This window comes from Sutterella sp. KLE1602 (genome assembly GCF_001578585.1).
GTDB classification, from domain to species: Bacteria; Pseudomonadota; Gammaproteobacteria; order Burkholderiales; family Burkholderiaceae_F; genus Sutterella; species Sutterella wadsworthensis_A.
Window position 1 is genome coordinate 1 of the sequence record NZ_KQ968577.1, and the last position, 17474, is coordinate 17474.

Annotated in this window: 19 protein-coding genes; 8 read left to right on the top strand and 11 right to left on the bottom strand. The window is 64.1% G+C overall.

Going from position 1 to position 17474, the window contains the following annotated elements; translation table 11 throughout:
- Positions 1-469 precede the first annotated feature (469 nt).
- Entirely contained in the window at positions 470-1594 is a 1125-nt protein-coding gene (locus tag HMPREF3036_RS10485; protein WP_062334280.1) for a 5-methyltetrahydropteroyltriglutamate--homocysteine S-methyltransferase, read from the top strand.
- A gap of 223 nt (positions 1595-1817) precedes the next feature.
- On the top strand, positions 1818-2792 hold the full coding sequence (locus HMPREF3036_RS10490) for an AEC family transporter (protein WP_005436514.1): 975 nt from the start codon (positions 1818-1820) through the stop codon (positions 2790-2792).
- A 19-nt stretch (positions 2793-2811) separates the two neighbouring features.
- Here the strand turns inward: HMPREF3036_RS10490 and HMPREF3036_RS10495 are convergent, their stop codons facing one another.
- Positions 2812-3519 (bottom strand): hypothetical protein, encoded by a 708-nt coding sequence (locus HMPREF3036_RS10495; protein WP_062334283.1) that lies wholly within the window; start codon positions 3517-3519, stop codon positions 2812-2814.
- 128 nt (positions 3520-3647) lie between these two features.
- Between HMPREF3036_RS10495 and HMPREF3036_RS10500 the strand changes: the two genes are divergently transcribed.
- The 3 genes from HMPREF3036_RS10500 (at position 3648) to dsbI (ending at position 5456) form a co-directional block, all read left to right on the top strand.
- Positions 3648-3848, top strand: a complete 201-nt coding sequence (locus tag HMPREF3036_RS10500; protein WP_005436518.1) for a hypothetical protein — start codon at positions 3648-3650, stop codon at positions 3846-3848.
- A 272-nt stretch (positions 3849-4120) separates the two neighbouring features.
- Positions 4121-4774, top strand: coding sequence for a thiol:disulfide interchange protein DsbA/DsbL (locus HMPREF3036_RS10505; RefSeq protein ID WP_005436519.1), 654 nt, complete (start codon positions 4121-4123; stop codon positions 4772-4774).
- A gap of 13 nt (positions 4775-4787) precedes the next feature.
- Entirely contained in the window at positions 4788-5456 is a 669-nt protein-coding gene (dsbI, locus tag HMPREF3036_RS10510; protein ID WP_005436520.1) for a protein-disulfide oxidoreductase DsbI, read from the top strand.
- A 173-nt stretch (positions 5457-5629) separates the two neighbouring features.
- On the opposite strand, the gene HMPREF3036_RS10515 is transcribed toward dsbI, so the two are convergent.
- The 10 genes from HMPREF3036_RS10515 to ccmA all read right to left on the bottom strand — a co-directional run bounded on the left by HMPREF3036_RS10515 (position 5630) and on the right by ccmA (position 14269).
- Positions 5630-6832, bottom strand: coding sequence for an RtcB family protein (locus tag HMPREF3036_RS10515; protein WP_062334286.1), 1203 nt, complete (start codon positions 6830-6832; stop codon positions 5630-5632).
- 174 nt (positions 6833-7006) lie between these two features.
- Complete coding sequence (gene ccmI / locus HMPREF3036_RS10520; protein WP_197457980.1) at positions 7007-8293, bottom strand: c-type cytochrome biogenesis protein CcmI; 1287 nt, start codon at positions 8291-8293, stop codon at positions 7007-7009.
- A gap of 3 nt (positions 8294-8296) precedes the next feature.
- Entirely contained in the window at positions 8297-8782 is a 486-nt protein-coding gene (locus HMPREF3036_RS10525; RefSeq protein WP_062334288.1) for a cytochrome c-type biogenesis protein, read from the bottom strand.
- 1 nt (position 8783) lies between these two features.
- Positions 8784-9323, bottom strand: coding sequence for a DsbE family thiol:disulfide interchange protein (locus HMPREF3036_RS10530; protein WP_005436532.1), 540 nt, complete (start codon positions 9321-9323; stop codon positions 8784-8786).
- Between the two features lie 3 nt (positions 9324-9326).
- Positions 9327-11285 (bottom strand): heme lyase CcmF/NrfE family subunit, encoded by a 1959-nt coding sequence (locus HMPREF3036_RS10535; protein ID WP_062334291.1) that lies wholly within the window; start codon positions 11283-11285, stop codon positions 9327-9329.
- 147 nt (positions 11286-11432) lie between these two features.
- Entirely contained in the window at positions 11433-11906 is a 474-nt protein-coding gene (gene ccmE / locus HMPREF3036_RS10540; protein WP_062334294.1) for a cytochrome c maturation protein CcmE, read from the bottom strand.
- Between the two features lie 3 nt (positions 11907-11909).
- Complete coding sequence (ccmD, locus tag HMPREF3036_RS10545) at positions 11910-12098, bottom strand: heme exporter protein CcmD (protein ID WP_005436538.1); 189 nt, start codon at positions 12096-12098, stop codon at positions 11910-11912.
- Complete coding sequence (locus HMPREF3036_RS10550) at positions 12095-12820, bottom strand: heme ABC transporter permease (RefSeq protein WP_005436540.1); 726 nt, start codon at positions 12818-12820, stop codon at positions 12095-12097. The genes ccmD and HMPREF3036_RS10550 overlap by 4 nt, the downstream gene beginning before the upstream one ends.
- Before the next feature lie 58 nt (positions 12821-12878).
- A complete protein-coding gene (ccmB, locus tag HMPREF3036_RS10555; protein WP_005436541.1) occupies positions 12879-13547 on the bottom strand; it encodes a heme exporter protein CcmB in 669 nt (222 codons plus the stop codon).
- Positions 13548-13561: 14 nt separating this feature from the next.
- Positions 13562-14269, bottom strand: coding sequence for a cytochrome c biogenesis heme-transporting ATPase CcmA (ccmA, locus tag HMPREF3036_RS10560; RefSeq protein WP_062334297.1), 708 nt, complete (start codon positions 14267-14269; stop codon positions 13562-13564).
- A 455-nt stretch (positions 14270-14724) separates the two neighbouring features.
- On the opposite strand from ccmA, the gene HMPREF3036_RS10565 reads away from it, so the two are divergent.
- The 3 genes from HMPREF3036_RS10565 to HMPREF3036_RS10575 all read left to right on the top strand — a co-directional run bounded on the left by HMPREF3036_RS10565 (position 14725) and on the right by HMPREF3036_RS10575 (position 17448).
- Positions 14725-15138, top strand: coding sequence for a hypothetical protein (locus HMPREF3036_RS10565; protein ID WP_005436543.1), 414 nt, complete (start codon positions 14725-14727; stop codon positions 15136-15138).
- Positions 15139-15314: 176 nt separating this feature from the next.
- Positions 15315-17108, top strand: a complete 1794-nt coding sequence (locus HMPREF3036_RS10570) for an ATP-binding protein (protein ID WP_062334300.1) — start codon at positions 15315-15317, stop codon at positions 17106-17108.
- 1 nt (position 17109) lies between these two features.
- A complete protein-coding gene (locus HMPREF3036_RS10575; RefSeq protein WP_156469820.1) occupies positions 17110-17448 on the top strand; it encodes a response regulator transcription factor in 339 nt (112 codons plus the stop codon).
- The last annotated feature ends 26 nt before the right edge of the window (positions 17449-17474 follow it).

Consider the following 17474-nt stretch of genomic DNA (forward strand, 5'->3'; position numbering starts at 1 on the left):
CGGTTGTATACTATTTCCACCATATCCTTAATTTGGCTCTTCGCAGCTTTGAGTGGGTAAGTGCATGGCTAAGTGGAATCATTCCGTCAGGGGCTCCGCCCCCGACACCCCGGCGTTCGCCGCCACGTGGCTCGGGGGAAAGGCGGGCGTTAACGCCCTTACTTTCCCCGAACCACAGGCTATTTGCGCTGAATCACCTCGTCAATCTGCTTTCGCGGCATATGCTCGGCCTAACGGCCTGCGCTATTCCACGACAGCTTGACGATTCGATTCCGCGCGAGAATTACCCACACGAATCTGCGAAAGGCCCTTAATTTTATCACGTGGTAGTGTGAAAGGCATGGGCCGCAATTCCTCACCTGACTGAAGTCAGATGTTTCCTTGCGGCATTTCTATGAACCGCAGTCGTTTCGGGCCGCCTCGACGCCCCTGACGCCTTCCAACAACACATTAGAAAAGGAACCGCACCATGCCCCACGTTCTTCCCCCGTACCGTGCCGACGTCGTCGGAAGCTTCCTTCGTCCCGCCGCCGTCGCACAGGCCCGCGCCGCGTTCGCCAGGGGCGAGTTCTCCCGCGAAGCCCTCACCGCCGTCGAGGACGAGGAGATCGCCGCGCTCGTGAAGAAGGAGCTCGACAACGGCCTCACCGCCGTCACCGACGGCGAATTCCGCCGCGCCTTCTGGCACCTCGACTTCCTTGCCGGCCTCAAGGGCATCCGCCACGTCAAGGCCGAGGCCTGGTCCGTTCACTTCGAAGGTCGTCAGCCCAAGGCCGAGACGGTCGTCATCGAGGACCGCCTCTCCTTCCCCGCCGACCATCCGTTCCTCGAGGCCTTCGACCGCCTGAAGAAAATCGCGGGTGACGCCGCCGTGAAGTACACGATCCCGTCTCCGTCGATGCTGCACCTCATCTGCTGCGTGCGCGCCACGGACTATGAGCCGATCGCCGCCTACAAGGACAACGAGGAGCTTCTTCTCGACGACCTCGCACAAACCTGGACCGACGCCATGCTAGCGCTCTACGAGCGCGGCTGCCGCTACCTGCAGCTCGACGACACGAGCTGGGGCGAATTCTGCTCCGCTGAAAAGCGCGCCGCCTACGCCGCCCGCGGCATCGACGTCGACGCCGTGGCCCGCAGCTACGTCGGCGTCCTCAACAGGATCATCGCCGCCAAGCCCGCCGACCTGACGCTCACGATGCACATCTGCCGCGGCAACTTCCGCTCCACGTGGTTCTCCTCCGGCGGCTACGAACCCATCGCCGAGATTCTCTTCGCGAACTGCCCCGTCGACGGCTTCTTCCTCGAGTACGACAGCGACCGCTCGGGCGGATTCGAGCCGCTGCGCTTCATCAAGGACCAGACGGTCGTCCTCGGCCTCATCACCTCCAAGTTCCCCGAACTCGAGGACAAGGAGGCCGTCAAGGCCCGAATCGCCGAAGTAGCGAAGTACGTTCCGCTCGTACAGCTCTGTCTCTCTCCGCAGTGCGGCTTCTCCTCGACCGAGGAAGGCAACATCATGACCGAGGAGGAACAGTGGGCCAAGGTCCGTCTCGTGGTCGAGATCGCCCGCGAGGTCTGGCAGGACGCGTAACGGACTTTCCAGCCTGATGCCCTCGGGCTCCAAAAGGCCGCTGCCCTGATTCAGGGACGCGGCCTTTTCATCTTCTGACCGTCATGCATTTTCCGGACGTGCGTCCTCCATGCCGCGTACACCGATTCGGACGCTCGGCCTAGAACCAAATGACTATGCCGCAGAGGCTGGGCGGCGCTACCATTGAAGGATCCCGCAAGTCTTCACCCGCCGGCCGCGTCTCATGATTCTCGAAGCCTTTCTTCTGTCCCTCAACTGCGTCGTCATCCTGCTGATTCTCGGCGGCGCAGGCTACGTGACGGCCGCACGGGGCTGGTACGACAAGAGCTCCCGCGTCCTGCTTGCGCGCCTCGTGACCTTTCTCTCCCTGCCCGCCTACCTCTTCTCGAGCGTCATGCAGACGCTTGACCACGACGGACTCCTGACGCTTGTGGGTTCGATGGCGACGCCCTTCATCTCGATCTGGACCTGCTTCCTGCTGAGCCGCATCATCGCGCGCGTCTGCCATGTCGAGGGGGTGCATTCGGGCGTCTTTTCGAGCGCCTTCACGGCAACGAACAACATGTTCATCGGCCTGCCCGTCTCGCTCGCGCTCTTCGGCACCGAGGCGATGGTGCCCACGCTCCTCTACTTCTTTGCGAACACCACGTTCTTCTGGACGGTCGGCAACTACATGGAGGCGGCCGACGGGAGGCTTGCCACGATGCAGAAGCCCCAGAAGGTGTTCTCGGCGCAGACCTTCAAACGTATCTTCACGCCGCCGCTCCTCGGCTTCCTCACGGCCATCGTGTTCATCCTGCTCGACTTCACGCCTCCGAAGGCGATCATGGACGCCGCGCACTACATGGGCGGCATCACGACGCCGCTCGCGCTCGTCTTCGTGGGCTGCATGCTCTACAACATCGGCATCCGCAACATCCGCGTCACGAAGGACATGCTCTGGGTCTACATCGGGCGCTTCGTGATCTGCCCGCTCGTGTGCCTTGTGCTCACGTACGTCATTCCCATTCCGCCGCTCTTTGCGAAGGTCTACGTCATTCAGGCGGCGCTGCCCTGCATCACGCAGATCGCCGTGCTCGCCGAATTCCACCACGCCGATGTCAAGTTCGCGACGACGGCCGTCGCCTCGACGACGCTCTTCTCGCTCGCCGTGATCCCTGCGTGGATGATCCTCGTGACGATGCTCATCCCGAGCTGATCACGGCGGACCTTCCGACCTATTCCGCGGCCTGCTTCTTCGAAAGCGCGTCGAACTCTTCCTTCCTCGCGACCACGTCGGCAAGGTCACGGTCGAGCTGCTCGATGTCACGCTCGAGATCGCGGATGTCCTCTTCGTCCGCCTCGATCTCCTCCATGAACTCGATTTCGCCCTCGATGTTGTTGCGCCTGAGCGCCATCGCGTCAAGAATCTGCTCGAAGTCCGAGGCCGTCAGCGCCTCGAGCGGCGCGTCGAGCACGCGGATGCCGCGAAGAACGGGGGCCGTGCCGGGCGCCCAGTCCTCCTCGGGCGACATGAAGGGCTCGCCCGTGTTGGGACCGAATCCCGGCGGCAGGCTCCTCAAGGCCTTCTTTCCGAGCGCCTCATAGGGATTGATGAGATTCACGCCCTCGGTCCCCGGAATCGGGTGCGGAAGCGGCGCGGTACCAGGCGTCTCGGGTCTGGGCACGAAGGCCTCGTCGGGCAGGTCCGCCAGGGGATCGGCGGGCCGGGCGGGGAGTTCACAGGCGGGGGCCTGCGCTGCAGCAACGGCGGGAGCGTGCGCCGCACCCGCAACCTCGATGGGCCTAGGCCCGAGCGTCATCGACATCTCGATTTCGCCGAGCACGAGCGGACCCGACTCGGCGGAAAGCCTCAGAATCTGCCCCGTCTCCTCGTTCTTGAGAATGACGGTGCCTTCGGGAAGAATGACAGTAAAGCGGGACATTCGGATCGGACCTCGTGACGGGAAAGAACGCTGTAATCTAATATTAAGCGCAAAGACCTACCATTATCGGGCAACAGAGTCATTCCAACCCGTGCCTGCCGCACGATGACCAACAAAGGATTTTTTCGATGTACACCTTCTTCTCCATCGTTTTCGGCCTCATCTGGGCTGTCGCCTCGTTCCTCCTTCTCTTCAAGGTCTGGGATGTTCTCGGCCCGATCGTGCTCGGCATCTCGAAGAACCACATCGTGCAGGCCGCCGCGCTCGTCATCACCTACATCGTGATCTTCGGCGTCCCCGCCTGGTGCTGGGTGAAGCTCTTCGGCTGACCCGCAGCCCGTACATGACGCCCTCGCCATGAATCCGCGCCCGCCCATCCTCGACCGATGCGGCGGGCGCCGTCGTCATGGGCCATGCGTCGAGCAGGCCGAACCCGTTTTTCAGCATTTGAGAAAAGCGACTTGTCAAATTCTGAAAGTTCCCGTGGGAAGTCAACAATTTTCAAAATTTCCGTCGACGCCTAAACTTCCTCATACAGTTGAGGCGGGCCCGTATCCTGCGGCCGCCGACCATGCTTGACATTCCGACCGAGGAGAACACCATGACCTTCACGAAATTCGCCGTCGCCGCCGCAGCCGCCCTGCTCTGCGCAGGCTCCGTCATCGCCGCCCCCGTCGAGGGCACCGACTACGTCGTCCTTGAAAAGCCGATCCCGAACGCCTCGGGCACCTTCATCAAGGTCTACTCCTACGACTGCCCGTTCTGCTACAAATACGACAAGTCCGTCGTTCCGGCCGTCAAGGCCAAGCTCGACAAGGAAATGAAGTTCCTCGACTACCATCTCCACACCAAGGGCAAGTACGGCAAGGAAGGCTCCGAGGTCCTCGCCGTGATGTGGGTCGCCGACGAAGCCGCCGGCCGCGATCCGTATGCTGCCGACGCCATGCACAAGAAGGCGAAGTTCGCCCTCTACAAGGCCTACCACGACAAGAAGCAGCGCTGGGATGACGGCGCCGACGCCTTCCGCGCAACCGCCCTCGAGGCCGTCGGCATGTCCAAGGCCGATTTCGACGCCAAAAAGAATGATCCGAAGGTTCAGGCGCTCGTGAAGGCCTGGGCCGACAGCACCTACGACGTCGCCAAGATCCAGGGCGTGCCGGCCTTCGTGGTCAACGGCAAGTACCTCCTGAAGACAGCCTCCATCCGCTCCATCGACGGTCTCGTGGAAAACATCCGCGAACTCTCCAAGAAGTAAGAGGTCCTGACAAATGAAGGGATTCTGCGAAAGCTTCCGAAAGAGTCCGATGACGGCCTTCGCCGACTGGCAGGAGACGCGCGAGCCGTGGATCCTCTTCGGCGTGACCTCGATCATCCTGGTGCTTCTGGCCCACTACCTCTTCCAGGGCTGGCTCTACATGCTGCCCTGCGAGCAGTGCGTCTACATCCGCTACGGCAACATCGTCATGGCGATCGGCGCCTTCCTCATCACGATCAATCCGAAGCAGGCTCTGCTGAAGATCGCCGGCATCGGCGTCTTCCTCTACGGCCTCATCTACACGATGATCTGCTCCTGGAAGCTCATGGGCATCCATGACGCCGTCCACTCCGACGACCCGATGGCCATGTTCGGCATGCAGGGCTGCTCGACGGAGCCGACTTATCACTTCGGCCTTCCGCTCGACAAGTGGGCTCCCGACTGGTTCAAGCAGACGGGCGACTGCGGCTACGACGCCCCCGTCGTGCCCGACGGCACCCAGCTCGGCGACTTCCAGCGCTGGCTCATCGAGGTCTATCAGGCGAGCGACGGCTGGTACCTCTTCCCGCAGTGGAAGTTCATGGACATGGCTGAATGCTGCATGCTCGCCTGCGTCTGCTACGCGGCGCTTCTCCTGGTTCTTCTCGCCGCCTGGGGCATGCGCGCCATGAAGAAGGCCTGATCCTCCACAGTGTCTTCACCCGGCCGCTCCGAGCAAAGCCGGCGGCGGTTCCGGTTCAACCGCCAACCGGCTGACGCAGCGTCTCTGGTCCGACGCCACGCCGGCCATCCTCCCAAGCAATGGGCGCCCGACGGCATCAACCGTCAGACGCCCATTGTCCATTTGGCGTCAGGTCACCCCTTCACGCAGAGGAACTGCTTGAAGACGGTCACGGGTCTCACGAGGTCGGCCTGCTGCGCCATCACCTCGTCGATGGACTTGTAGGCCGACGGAATCTCGTCGAGCACGCCGGGATCGTGCCTGCAGACGACGCCCGCCGTCTCGCGCTTCAGGTCGGCAACCGTGAAGACCTTTTTGGCCTGCGTGCGGCTCATCGTGCGGCCCGCGCCGTGCGCGGACGACATGAAGGACTCCTCGGAGCCGAGTCCCTCGACCAGATACGAGGCGGCGCCCATGCTCCCCGGGATGATGCCGAGCTCGCCCCTGCCCGCATGAACGGCGCCCTTGCGCGTCACCCATACGTCGCGCCCGTAATGCGTCTCGCGAGCCACGTAGTTGTGATGGCAGTCGACGACGGGCTCGTCGGAGGAGATCTCCGCCCACGGCATCACCTCGCGCACCGCGGCCATGACGTCCTCCATCATGATCTCGCGGTTGATCTTCGCATAGGCCTGCGCCCAGTTGACCGCATCCATGTAGTCGTTGAAGTCATCGGTGCCCTCATCGAACCAAGCGAGCGCGGGATCGGGCAGCCGGACCTTCCCTCCAAGTGCCTTCTCGCGGGCGATGCCGATGAAGCGCGAGGCCATGACGTTGCCCACGCCGCGCGAACCCGAATGGAGCATCACGCGCACGACGCCGTCTGCATCAGAGGTGAGTTCGATGAAGTGGTTGCCCGCTCCCAGGCTTCCGAGCTGGCTCTGCCAGGTCATGGATACCATGCGCTCGAGGAGTTCGGGATGACGGTCGAGAAGGCTCTTCATGCCTTCCTCGAAGGGCTCCGTGCGGTCGTGACGCACGGCGTCGGGCCTCCTCTCGGTCATGCCGACGGGCACGTGCCGCAGAATCGCCTCGTAGACAGCGCGGACCGCGCGGTCGTCAAGGTCGCCGCGCCTGAAGTTGAGTCGTGCAAGGCGCATGCCGCAGCCGATGTCGACGCCGACGGCGCTCGGGATGACGGCGCCTTCGGTCGCGATCACGCTGCCTATGGTGGCGCCCAGACCTGCATGAACGTCGGGCATCGCCGCGACGTGATGAAAGACGAACGGCAACGAGGCCGTGTTGAGAAGCTGCTCACGCGACTTGTCGTCGAGCGTCTTCGCCCAGACGTGAACAGGGACGCTTCCTTCGCGTCCGATGATGGAAAAGGCCGCCATGGCGGCACCTCCACATTAGTTCTTTTTAGTTTCAGTTGATATATTTCACCTTTTTCGCAACAACGGTTCAATTATATGAAGAAGTGCTCGCCCGCACACGCGGGAAAACACCTGAAACGCAAAGGCCGCCGTCGTTCAGTCGAACGCGGCGGCCTTTTCTGAGGCTGTCGAATGTCAGCGGACGGTGCCGATGACGAGGTCGATGCCTTCGGTGCCCGTCTGGACGGGAGCGGAAGTCTCGCCCTCGAGGTCGCCCGCCTGCGGCATGAAGTTGCCGGTGCGGGAGATTCGGGCTCCGACGATCACGTCCTTGACGTCGGCGAGCGTCGTGGCGCCCATGGCCATCGTCATGTCGCTCGTGAGCTTGAACTCAAAGGGGAGCTCCTTGGCGGTGATGCGCATGAAGGCGACCGGCATTTTCGAGCCCATGGTCGGGCGTGCGTAGATGAAGACAGTGTCCTCGGGCTTGACCTTGTCGGCGTGGGCCTTGTCGAGCGTCACGCGGCCGGAGACAAACGAGGGCTCGGCGGCCTGGACGGTCGGGACGCTCTCGCCCTTGAAGGCTTCGGCCTCAGCCTGACGGGCTGCGGGATCCATGCCGGCGAGGCGGCGGGCCTCGTCGATGTTGTTGCGGATCTGCTGGGCGTCGCCGAAGTCCTCGGGAAGCACGACGAGGAGCTTTTCCCAGTAGGCGGCGGCTTCGGCGTACTTCTCATGATCCCAGGCGTCGATGGCAAGGAGCGCGAGCGCCTTCCACTGGCCCGGATCGATCTTGAGGGCGCGTTGCAGAAGCGCACGGGCCTCGTCCGTGATCACCTTGTTGTTCGCGGCGGCCGTCATGTCGGCCATGTCGGCGATGATGTCGGCGTTGTTCGGCACCAGACGGTCGACCTCGCGGAAGGCGTCGAGCGCCTCGGCGAAGCGACCCACGTTGGAGAGCGTGCGCGCGAGCATGTACCAGGTCTGGGCGTCGTCGGGCGTCTCCTTCAGGCGGTTCTGAAGGCGCTCGATGGCGGCCATCATGTCGGACTGGCTGTGGCCCTGCGTCTGGCGCTGCTGGTTCTGGACGGCCTCGAGGAAGGCGGGGTCCATGGCGTTGTAGCGGCCTAGCGCAAGATAACCGAAGACGGCGGAGGCGGGAATCACGACGGCGAGCACGACGGCGATGATTCGGGCGACCTTGGACTGGTCCTTGACTTCGGCGTCGGTGTCGCGGGCGGTTTCCTCAAGCACGCGGCGCTCGAGTTCGAGGCGGGACTCCTCGTACTCGTCGAGGTCGATGCGGCCGGCCTCACGCTCCTTTTCAAGGTCCGCGGCCTGCTGACGCAGGATGCCGAGAATCGTTTCGTGGCGGTCTTCGGCGTCAGCGGCCTTGCGGCCGCCGAACCAGAGCGGCAGCGCCACGGCGGCCATCGCGATCAGGCAGAAGACGACGCAGATGATGATGAAGGTTGTCAGCATCGGTTACTCCTTGTCGCCCGAGAGCAGCTTGTCCGCGCGGGCCTTTTCCTCGGCGGTGAGCGGACGGACGGTCTTGGCGACGGCCGACTTGCGGCGGCGGAGGTTGAGGTAGAACGCGGCGAGGCCCACGAGGAAGAGTGCGACGGGGCCGAGCCAGAGGATGACCGTGTTGGCCTTGAAGGGCGGCTTGTAGAGCACGAAGTCGCCGTAGCGTTCGACCATGTAGTCCACGATCTCCTTGTTGGTCTTGCCGGCCTTGACCTGCTCGATCACCTGGTTGCGCAGGTCGACGGCGAGCTCGGCGTTGGAGTCGGCGACGGACTGGTTCTGGCAGACGAGGCAGCGGAGCTGCTCGGAAACCTCGACGACGCGCTGGTGGGCGATCGGGTCAAAGGCGGTCGGAGCGGCTTCGCGCGGAGCTGCGAAGGCCGTGCCGGCCATCAGTGCGCAGGCCGCGAGGGCGGCGCCCATAAGCTTGACGGACTTCATGTTATTCGGCCTCCAGCTGCTTGATGAGGGGCTTGAGCTGCTCGTTCCAGATCTGCGGATCGAGCGGGTAGCTCACCTTGGCCCGGATCACGCCCTTCTTGTCGATGACGAAGGTCTCGGGAACGCCCGTGACGCCGAGGTCAAGACCGACCCGGTTCTTCACCTCGAAGACGACCATGTCGTAAGGATTGCCCTGCTGGCGCAGCATGTTGAGGGCGGCGCCGGGATTGTCCTTGTAGACGAAGCCAACGATCGGGGTCTTGAGACCGTCCTTCTTGAGCTTGACCATGTAGGGGTGCTCCTGCTTGCAGGGAATGCACCACGTGGCCCAGACGTTGAGCATCCAGACCTTGCCCTTCATCTCCTCGGTGGAGAGCGTCTTCGTGGTGTCGAAGAGCGTCGGGAGCGACCACTGCGGCATCGGCTTGTTGATGAGCACGCTGGGCAGCTGTCGCGGATCCATGTAGAGCCCCTTGAAGAGGAAGCCCGCGAGGACAATGAAGATTCCGAAGGGAATCAGATACTTGAGAGACTTGCTCATGACTTATTCTCCGTCAGCTTCGTTCTTCTGCTTGCGGCGGCGGTAGCGTCGGTCGGACGCGGCCCAAAGGCCAGCGGCGGCCATGATGATGCAGCCCCACCAGATCCAGGTGACGTAAGGCTTGTAGTAGGCGCGCACGACCCAGCCGCCGTCATTGGTCGGCGTGCCGAGGCTCACGTACACGTCGCCCGTGATCGAGTGGCGGATGGCGGACTCGGTCATCGGCATCGAGTTTGAGCTGTAGTACTTGCGCTTTTCAGGATAGAGGTGCTGGAGCTCCCTGCCGTTCACGGAGAGCGTGAAATCGCCGCGGTCGGCCGTGTAGTTCGGGCCGCGGACGGTTTCGACGCCGTTGAACGTGAAGGTGTAGCCAGCGACCGTCACGGTCTCGCCTTCGTACATGCGCACGTCGCGTTCGGACTGGTAGCCCTTGACGAGCGCCACACCGATGATGAAGACGGCCACGCCGATGTGGGCGAGCTGCATGCCCCAGAAGGCGCGCGGCTGGCGCATCAGGCGGGCGAAGACATTGCCCGGCTGGTTGCGGATCTGATGACGGAACGTCTGGATCACGGCAAAGAAGACGAACATCGCGGACGTGCAGCCGAGGAAGACCCAGTGGCCGAACTCGCCCATGAGGAGCGGGATGGCGGCGCCGGCCACGATGGCGGCGACGAGGCACCAGGCGAGCTCGCGGGCGAGCGCCTTCGGATCGGCGTCCTTCCAGCGGGCGAGCGGACCCACGCCCATCAGGAACACGCACGGCAGCATGAGCGGACCGAAGACGGCGTCAAAGTACGGGGGGCCGACCGAGATCTTGCCTGCGTTGAGCGCGTCGAGGAAGAGCGGATAGAGCGTGCCGAGAAGCACGGCACCCATGGCCACGACGAGCAGCACGTTGTTGACGAGGAGCATCGACTCGCGGGAGATGAGCGAGAAGTTGCCGCCCAGACCCACCGTCGGGGCGCGCCATGCAAAGAGCAGGAACGAGAGGCCGATGACGATGATGAGGAAGGCCAGAATGAAGAGACCGCGCTCGGGGTCGGTCGCGAAGGCGTGCACCGAGGTGAGCACGCCGGAGCGCACGAGGAAGGTGCCGAGAAGCGAGAGCGAGAACGTCAGGATCGCGAGGAGCACCGTCCAGATGCGGAAGCAACCGCGCTTTTCGGTGACGGCGAGCGAGTGGATGAGCGCGGTGCCCGTGAGCCACGGCATGAACGAGGAGTTCTCGACCGGGTCCCAGAACCACCAGCCGCCCCAGCCGAGCTCGTAGTAGGCCCAGTAGGAGCCGAGCGCGATGCCGAGCGTGAGGAGCACCCAGGCGGCCGTCGTCCACGGACGCATCCAGCGGGCCCAGGCGGCGTCAAGACGACCGGAGATGAGCGCGGCGATCGCGAAGGCGAACGGCACGGCGAAGCCCACGTAGCCCAGATAGAGGAGCGGCGGATGGAAGACCATGCCCGGGTCCTGCAGCAGCGGATTGAGGTCCGCGCCCTCGGCGGGCGCAGGGAAGAGGCGCAGGAACGGGGTGGAGGTGAGCAGCATGAAGAGGAGGAAGCCCATGCCGACGAGGCCGAGCACGCCCGTCACGCGGGCGACCATCTCGGCGGGCAGGCGGCGGGCGCAGAAGGCGACCGCGGCGCCCCACCATCCGAGCGTCACCGTCCAGAAGAGGATCGAGCCTTCGTGAGACCCCCAGGTCGCGGCTACCTTGTAGTACCAGGGCAGAAGCGAGTTGGAGTTGTTCGCCACGTTGAGGACGGTGAAGTCCGACAGGTAGAACGAGTAGGCAAGGCAGCCAATGGCCACCGTGCCGAAGAACGCGTTGGCGGCAGCGGCGGGACGGGCGACCGCCATCAGCGCGCGGTTGCCCTTGGCAGCGCCGACAAGCGGGAGCACGCCCTGGACGATGCTCAACGCAAGGCACAGGATCAGTGCGAAGTGACCGATTTCAGGAATCACTTGTTTTCTCCGGTTTGTGTATGGGGACGGATGCTTCCGTCTTCTCTCTTTATGCAAGCAAGGGCATGGCCGCTTTGCCTGGCCCTCGGGTCAGGCGGGCGGTCACACCCGGCTCAATAAAAACTCAATTGACTGGAAGGGCAGGCATCAGGACTTCGCGGCCTGGGCCTGCTCGGCCTGCTTCTTGGCTACGCCCGCCTTGTGGGCGTCTTCGAGAGCCTTGGCAGCCTCGGGCGGCATGTAGTTCTCGTCGTGCTTGGCGAGCACTTCGGAGGCGCAGAAGACGCCCTGCTCGTCGAGCTTGCCCTGGGCCACGACGCCCTGGCCTTCGGCGAAGAGGTCGGGGAGGATGCCCTTGTACTGGACGGGAACGATCTTGGCGGTGTCGGTGATGCCGAAGGTGACGGTCACGCCGTCGGCCTGGCGCTTGACGCTGCCGGGCTCGACCACGCCGCCGAGCCTGAACGTGCGGCCCGTCGGGGCTTCCTTCGCGGCCACCTGCGTGGGCGAGAAGAAGAAGACGAGGTTTTCATTGAATGCCTGCAGGGCGAGCGTCACGCCGACGCCGACGGCCACGACGGCCGCGCCGATGAGGGCGAGTTTCTTGGTCTTCGAGTCCATGGTTTACATCTCCAGCGTCGATTTGGCTGCACGGGCCTCGCGGGCGAGGCGAGCGCAGATCTTGGCGCGGCGGGCGCGCAGGGAAAAGATTTCGTAGATCACGGCGACGAGCAGCGCGCCGTAGGCGCACCAAACGAAGTAGCCGTGGCCGTTCATGTAGATGAAGTCGGAAAGACTGTTCCAGTTGTTCACAGCTTGCCCTCCAAGGCCGCTTCCTTGGTCCAGTTCTCGCGGCGTTCGCGTTCGAGGATGATGGAGCGGGTGCGGGCGAGGACCATGCCGGCACCGTAGCACATGCCCGCCACGACCATGATGAGGAGCGTGTAGAGCATGATGGGCGCAATGGAGGAGCCCCTCGACGTGATCGAGGCGCCCTGATGGAGCGTGTTCCACCACTGCACGGAGAAGTAGATGATCGGCACGTTGATCACGCCCACGATGCTGATGACGCTCGCGGCGCGGTCGGCGCGGCGCTTGTCGTCAATGGCGGAGTGCAGCGCGATGAAGCCGAGATAGAGGAAGAAGAGGATGAGCTCCGACGTCAGGCGAGCGTCCCACACCCAGTACGTGCCCCAGGTCGGACGGCCCCAGAAGGCGCCAGAGAAGAGCGCGATGAAGGCCATCAGCGCGCCCGTGGGGGCCATCGCCTGGGCAAGCATGAAGCAGATGCGGTTGTTGCGCCACAGACCGATGGCGCTGAAGACAGCCATCAGCACGTAGAGCAGCATCGAGAGCCAGGCGGCCGAGACGTGGATGAAGATGATGCGGTAGGAGTTGCCCTGGCGCGCATCGACCGGGCACACGAAGAAGCCCAGGTAGAAGCCCACGACGAAGAGCACGAGTGCCAGCCCGAGAATCCACGGGATGACCTTGCCTGCGAGGCGGTAGAAGTTCTGAGGGTCGGATAAGCTCATCTTGATCAGGTCTCCGAATATATTTTCAAAAGTCTTTCCAGCGTTCGCTTCGCCCGCATCAACTTTCGGCGATGCGAAGGGCCGCGGACACGGCCATCGGGGCGAGCGCGAGGCTCAGCAGCGTCAGGCCGCCCACGATCATGAAGTGCGCGGCGGGGCTCATCGAGACGGCGACCGCCTGGCTGGCGCCCGCGCCGAAGATGAGGACGGGAATGTAGAGCGGAAGCACGAGCAGGCTCGTGAGCACGCCGCCTCCGCGAAGGCCGAGCGTGAGTGCGGCGCCCACGGCTCCCACGAGGGAGAGGACCGGCGTGCCGAGGAAGAGGCTCGCGACCATCACTAGGGTCACGTCGAGCGGCAGGTCGAAGAGGATGCCGAAAACCGCGGCGAAGATCGTCATCGGAACGCCCGTGACGAGCCAGTGCGCGAAGACCTTGGCTACGACCACCACGGGAAGCGGCTCGGCGGTGACGAGCATCTGCTCGAGCGTGCCGTCGGCATGATCGGCCTCGAACATGCGCGGCAGCGAGAGAAGCGCGGCGAGAAGCGCGGCGACCCACACGACGCCGGGGGCGATCGAGCGGAGGATGTTGGTTTCGGCGCCCACGCCGAGCGGCACGAGCGTCACGACGACCGCAAAGAAGAAGATCACCTGCGCAAGGTCGGACTTGCGGCGGAAGGCGAGCATCAGGTCGCGGCGGAGGATGATTCGGAAAAGCTTGAACATGACTGCGGCGCTCCTTACCTTGCGTTGTCCGCTTCAAGAGCGCTTTCGTTGTCGAGCGCAGCCTCGACCGCCGTGCGGCGGCGCGGGGACCAGCGTTCGGGCTCGATGACGAGGTATTCGACGCCGTCGACGGGCACTTCCTGATGGGTGACGAGCATCACGATGCCGCCCGACCTGACATGCTCGCCCACGAGGTCCGCAAGGCGGGCGACGCCGCGCACGTCGAGCGCGGTGAAGGGCTCGTCGAGAACCCAGAGCGTCACGGAGCGGGAAAGCCAGAGGCGGGCGAGCGCGACGCGGCGGCGCTGGCCCTGAGAGAGCTGGCCCGCGGGCACGTCGACGAAGTCGGCCAGGCCCACGGCGTCAAGTGCGTCAAGCGCGGCGTTCTCCGTGACGGGCACGGCCGCCACGTTGGCATTGATCATCACGTTCTCGAGCACCGACAGGTCGTCCTTGACGCCGTTGCGGTGTCCGATGTAGCAGAGCTCGCGCCAGAAGTCCTGGGCGGCCTTCTCGACGGGAACACCCCTCCAGCGTACCTCACCCTCGACGGGACGCATGAGGCCCGTCATCAGTCGCAGAAGCGTCGTCTTGCCCGCACCGTTGCTGCCGGCGATGCGCACGAGCGTGCCGGGCTTCACGGCGAACGAGAGATTCCTAAAAAGCGTCCTCTCCCCGCGCTCGCAGGTAAGGCCGCAGACTTCAAGAATGGCTTCTGACATGTGTGAAACGGAGGGTCCTGTTGACGTTGTTGACGGGCACGGTTCGGGCCCGGATGGTCTTGTGTCAGGAAGTGTAGGGAGGCCGTATTAAGCATTGCTTACAAAATGTCTCTTCTTCCAACCGTGCTAACCCTAGTGGCACAGGGCCCGAGAACCCGAAAAACTCACAGAGCAGCAGGCGTTTTCAGCAAATCACCGCCCCTTCGGCCCGTCTTTCCTCATCTCCCCGCACCTTATGAAACGAGGACGCGGGCGCCCGCATGCGGCCGCGGCCTTCTCAGAGGCCCCGACGCCTATCGGCCAGATTGAGAAAGCCTTCCCTTTTCGTCCATTTTTCTGTTTCTTGCTCCATGCACCGCGCCTCGCGACGCCCGGGCGGAATCCCGCTAAAATGTCGGAACCATCGCCCGCCCGTATGCGGCGCGGCCTCCGACCATTCGACAGACTTTCTACCCATGCATATGAAGCGCACTCTGATCATCGGCACCGCCCTCGCCGCCCTTCTTCTCTCCGGTTGCGAAGCCCTTCAGGAGGAACGCCAGAACTTCCTCGACCGCGAGGAGAAGATCACGAACGTGGTCGGCAACGTCTGGCGCATCGAGGCCGTCTGGCCCGGACACGTCGAGGGCAACCGCCTCGCCGACCACCTCCATGAACGCGCCCGCATGCACTGCGACCGCCAGCACATGGCCATGCTGCCCGTCAACGGTTCCTCGACCAACGGCAAGAAGGACGGCAGCCGTCCCGCCTCCGCATGGCTCGAATTCCGCTGCCAGCCGGGTCTGGACTACCGCCCCGAATACAAGGGCCTCACCGGCACCTTCGAGATCGACGACCTGACGACGCTCGAAAACACGCAGGGCAAGTGAGCCCGAGTGCCCCTTCCAGCTCCCGCACCGCCCGCACGCCTTCGTGCGGGCTTTTTTGCACCTCCCCGCCAACGCCCGCCGCTCAGGCGTTTTCGTACGGAAGGGAGTTTCCATCAGTGTTTTCCCCGCCCGCAAGGGGGTTGGGACTACTTAAATAACGGACATACAATAAGAGAATGTCCGTCTCGCCAAGCTCATCCGCCCGACTCACAGGGGCGGCCGCCGCCATCCTTCTTGCGTCCGCACCGGTCTTCGTCCATGCGGCCCCGGGAGCCGTGCCGCCCGTCGTGGTCGCCGTGCAGGCCTCGGGCTCGGGTGCGATCGAGCGAAGCTTCATCAGTGCGAGCGTGGACCATCTCACCTATGCGCTTCCGGACACGCCGCTCGTATTCCGCTACCTGCCGCTCGGCGAGATCCAGAAGCTCGCCGAGTCGAGAAGAGTCGACTTCGTGCTCGCGCCGCCCGACGGCTACGTCGTTCTCGAACGCTTCTTCGGCGCCCGCTCGCTCGTGAGCCAGACGATCCGCGAATCCTCCTCGGCCGACTCGGTCCTGGGCATCGTCGTCGCCGTGAACGCCGCGGAGGCTCCCGACGCCTCCGCCTCCGTCCTCAACGGCGCCTCCATTCTCGTGCCAGAACTTGACGGCATGCCCGCCCGCATGCTCAGGCGAGAGCTCATGCACGCAGGCGTCGAGCGCGCCGTGCCCGAAGCCCTGCGCACGAAGACGGACGATCCCGAAGGCGCCATTCTTGAAGCCGTCGCCTCGGGACGCGCCGACGCGGGCATCCTGCCCGCCTGCTACGTCGAGCGGCTCTCCGCGACCGATCCCAAAAGACTTTCGGGCATCAGGCTCGTCACGACCGACCGTGCCTCGCAGACGAGGTGCAGGTCCTTCTCCGTCTTCTATCCCGGCTGGACGCTCGCCTCCTTTCCGCACACGCCGCCCGAACTCAACGCGCTCGTCTCGGGCACGCTGCTGGGCATGCCCACGGACGCCGACGGCTGCGACTGGCGGCCGGGCGCACGATACGACGCCGTGCACGAGCTTCTTGAGGCGCTCGGCGACGCGGCCTACCTGCGCCAGTCCCAGTTCAGCTGGGAGGCCTTCGTCAGAAACTACGGCGTCTGGCTCGCATTTCTCGCCGCCGTGCTGCTCGGCATCGTCGTGCACAGCGTGCGCGCCGAATACCTGATCCGCCGCCGCACCACGGAGCTGATGCGGGCCGTGGAGGAGAAGCGGCGCGTCGAGGAGGAAGCCAAACGCTACAACGAAAGGCTCGTCGCGATGGAGCGTGCGGGCCTCGTGGGCGAGCTCTCCTCGATGATCGCGCACGAGCTCAAGCAGCCGCTCGCCGTCATCCGCAACTACGCCCGCGGCCTCTCCCGCACCATGGCCCACGGCGGCTCCACCGACCCCGAGGTCTTCAGGACCGTACTCGCCAAGATCGACTCCCAGAGCACGAAGGCCTCGGACATCATCGACCACGTCAGAAGCTTCGCAAGACAGCCCGCCCAACCCGTGCCGACGTCTCTCTCGGACCTTGCCGAAAAGGCGATCGCACAGTTCTGCGCCACGCGCGGACTCGAGGTCTCCAGGCGCATCGAGCCCGGCGTCACGATCCTCGCCGACGCGCTCGAGATGGAGCTTCTCATCAGCAATCTTCTCAAGAACGCCGCAGACGCCACGGCAGGCACTGATGACGCCGTCATCCGCGCGAGCCTCTCCGCAGAGGACGGCACGGCCATGCTCACGATCTCGGACAACGGCCCGAGGCTCACCGACGAGCAGTTCGCCCGCCTCACCATCCCGCTCAACACCTCGAAGCCCCAGGGCCTCGGCCTCGGACTCGTGATCGTGCGCCGCATCGCCGAATCCGCACGCGGCCGCGTACTCTTCGAGCGGCTTCCCGAACGAGGTCTCGCCATCACCGTCAGCCTGCCCGTCTGCGAACAAAACAACAGGACTTGAAATGCCGGCAAACTCGCTTTCCCTCATCCGCATCGTCGACGACGACGCAGAAATGCGCGAATCGCTCGAATTCCTGCTCTCCACCGAAGGGTGGAAGTCCCGCAGCTACGCATCGGCCGAGGCCTTCCTCGAGACCGACGACGTCATGGTGCCGGGATGCCTCATCCTCGACATCCGCATGCCCGGCCTGAGCGGCCTGCAGCTTCAGGAGCTTCTGAAGAAGAAGGACTATTCGCTTCCCATCCTCTTCATCACCGCGCACGGCGACATCACGATGGCCGTCGAGGCGGTCAAGAACGGCGCCTTCGACTTCCTGCCCAAGCCGCTCGATGGTCAATAACCCCTGCCTAAAGGCAGAGGCTTGAA

What these genes read in the sequence shown, in the direction of transcription:
- HMPREF3036_RS10485 (WP_062334280.1), top strand. Translation starts at nt 470, where the DNA reads ATGCCCCACGTTCTTCCCCCGTACCGTGCCGACGTCGTCGGAAGCTTC.
- HMPREF3036_RS10490 (WP_005436514.1), top strand. Translation starts at nt 1,818, where the DNA reads ATGATTCTCGAAGCCTTTCTTCTGTCCCTCAACTGCGTCGTCATCCTG.
- HMPREF3036_RS10495 (WP_062334283.1), bottom strand. Translation starts at nt 3,519, where the DNA reads ATGTCCCGCTTTACTGTCATTCTTCCCGAAGGCACCGTCATTCTCAAG.
- HMPREF3036_RS10500 (WP_005436518.1), top strand. Translation starts at nt 3,648, where the DNA reads ATGTACACCTTCTTCTCCATCGTTTTCGGCCTCATCTGGGCTGTCGCC.
- HMPREF3036_RS10505 (WP_005436519.1), top strand. Translation starts at nt 4,121, where the DNA reads ATGACCTTCACGAAATTCGCCGTCGCCGCCGCAGCCGCCCTGCTCTGC.
- dsbI (WP_005436520.1), top strand. Translation starts at nt 4,788, where the DNA reads ATGAAGGGATTCTGCGAAAGCTTCCGAAAGAGTCCGATGACGGCCTTC.
- HMPREF3036_RS10515 (WP_062334286.1), bottom strand. Translation starts at nt 6,832, where the DNA reads ATGGCGGCCTTTTCCATCATCGGACGCGAAGGAAGCGTCCCTGTTCAC.
- ccmI (WP_197457980.1), bottom strand. Translation starts at nt 8,293, where the DNA reads ATGCTGACAACCTTCATCATCATCTGCGTCGTCTTCTGCCTGATCGCG.
- HMPREF3036_RS10525 (WP_062334288.1), bottom strand. Translation starts at nt 8,782, where the DNA reads ATGAAGTCCGTCAAGCTTATGGGCGCCGCCCTCGCGGCCTGCGCACTG.
- HMPREF3036_RS10530 (WP_005436532.1), bottom strand. Translation starts at nt 9,323, where the DNA reads ATGAGCAAGTCTCTCAAGTATCTGATTCCCTTCGGAATCTTCATTGTC.
- ccmE (WP_062334294.1), bottom strand. Translation starts at nt 11,906, where the DNA reads ATGGACTCGAAGACCAAGAAACTCGCCCTCATCGGCGCGGCCGTCGTG.
- HMPREF3036_RS10550 (WP_005436540.1), bottom strand. Translation starts at nt 12,820, where the DNA reads ATGAGCTTATCCGACCCTCAGAACTTCTACCGCCTCGCAGGCAAGGTC.
- ccmB (WP_005436541.1), bottom strand. Translation starts at nt 13,547, where the DNA reads ATGTTCAAGCTTTTCCGAATCATCCTCCGCCGCGACCTGATGCTCGCC.
- ccmA (WP_062334297.1), bottom strand. Translation starts at nt 14,269, where the DNA reads ATGTCAGAAGCCATTCTTGAAGTCTGCGGCCTTACCTGCGAGCGCGGG.
- HMPREF3036_RS10565 (WP_005436543.1), top strand. Translation starts at nt 14,725, where the DNA reads ATGCATATGAAGCGCACTCTGATCATCGGCACCGCCCTCGCCGCCCTT.
- HMPREF3036_RS10570 (WP_062334300.1), top strand. Translation starts at nt 15,315, where the DNA reads ATGTCCGTCTCGCCAAGCTCATCCGCCCGACTCACAGGGGCGGCCGCC.
- HMPREF3036_RS10575 (WP_156469820.1), top strand. Translation starts at nt 17,110, where the DNA reads ATGCCGGCAAACTCGCTTTCCCTCATCCGCATCGTCGACGACGACGCA.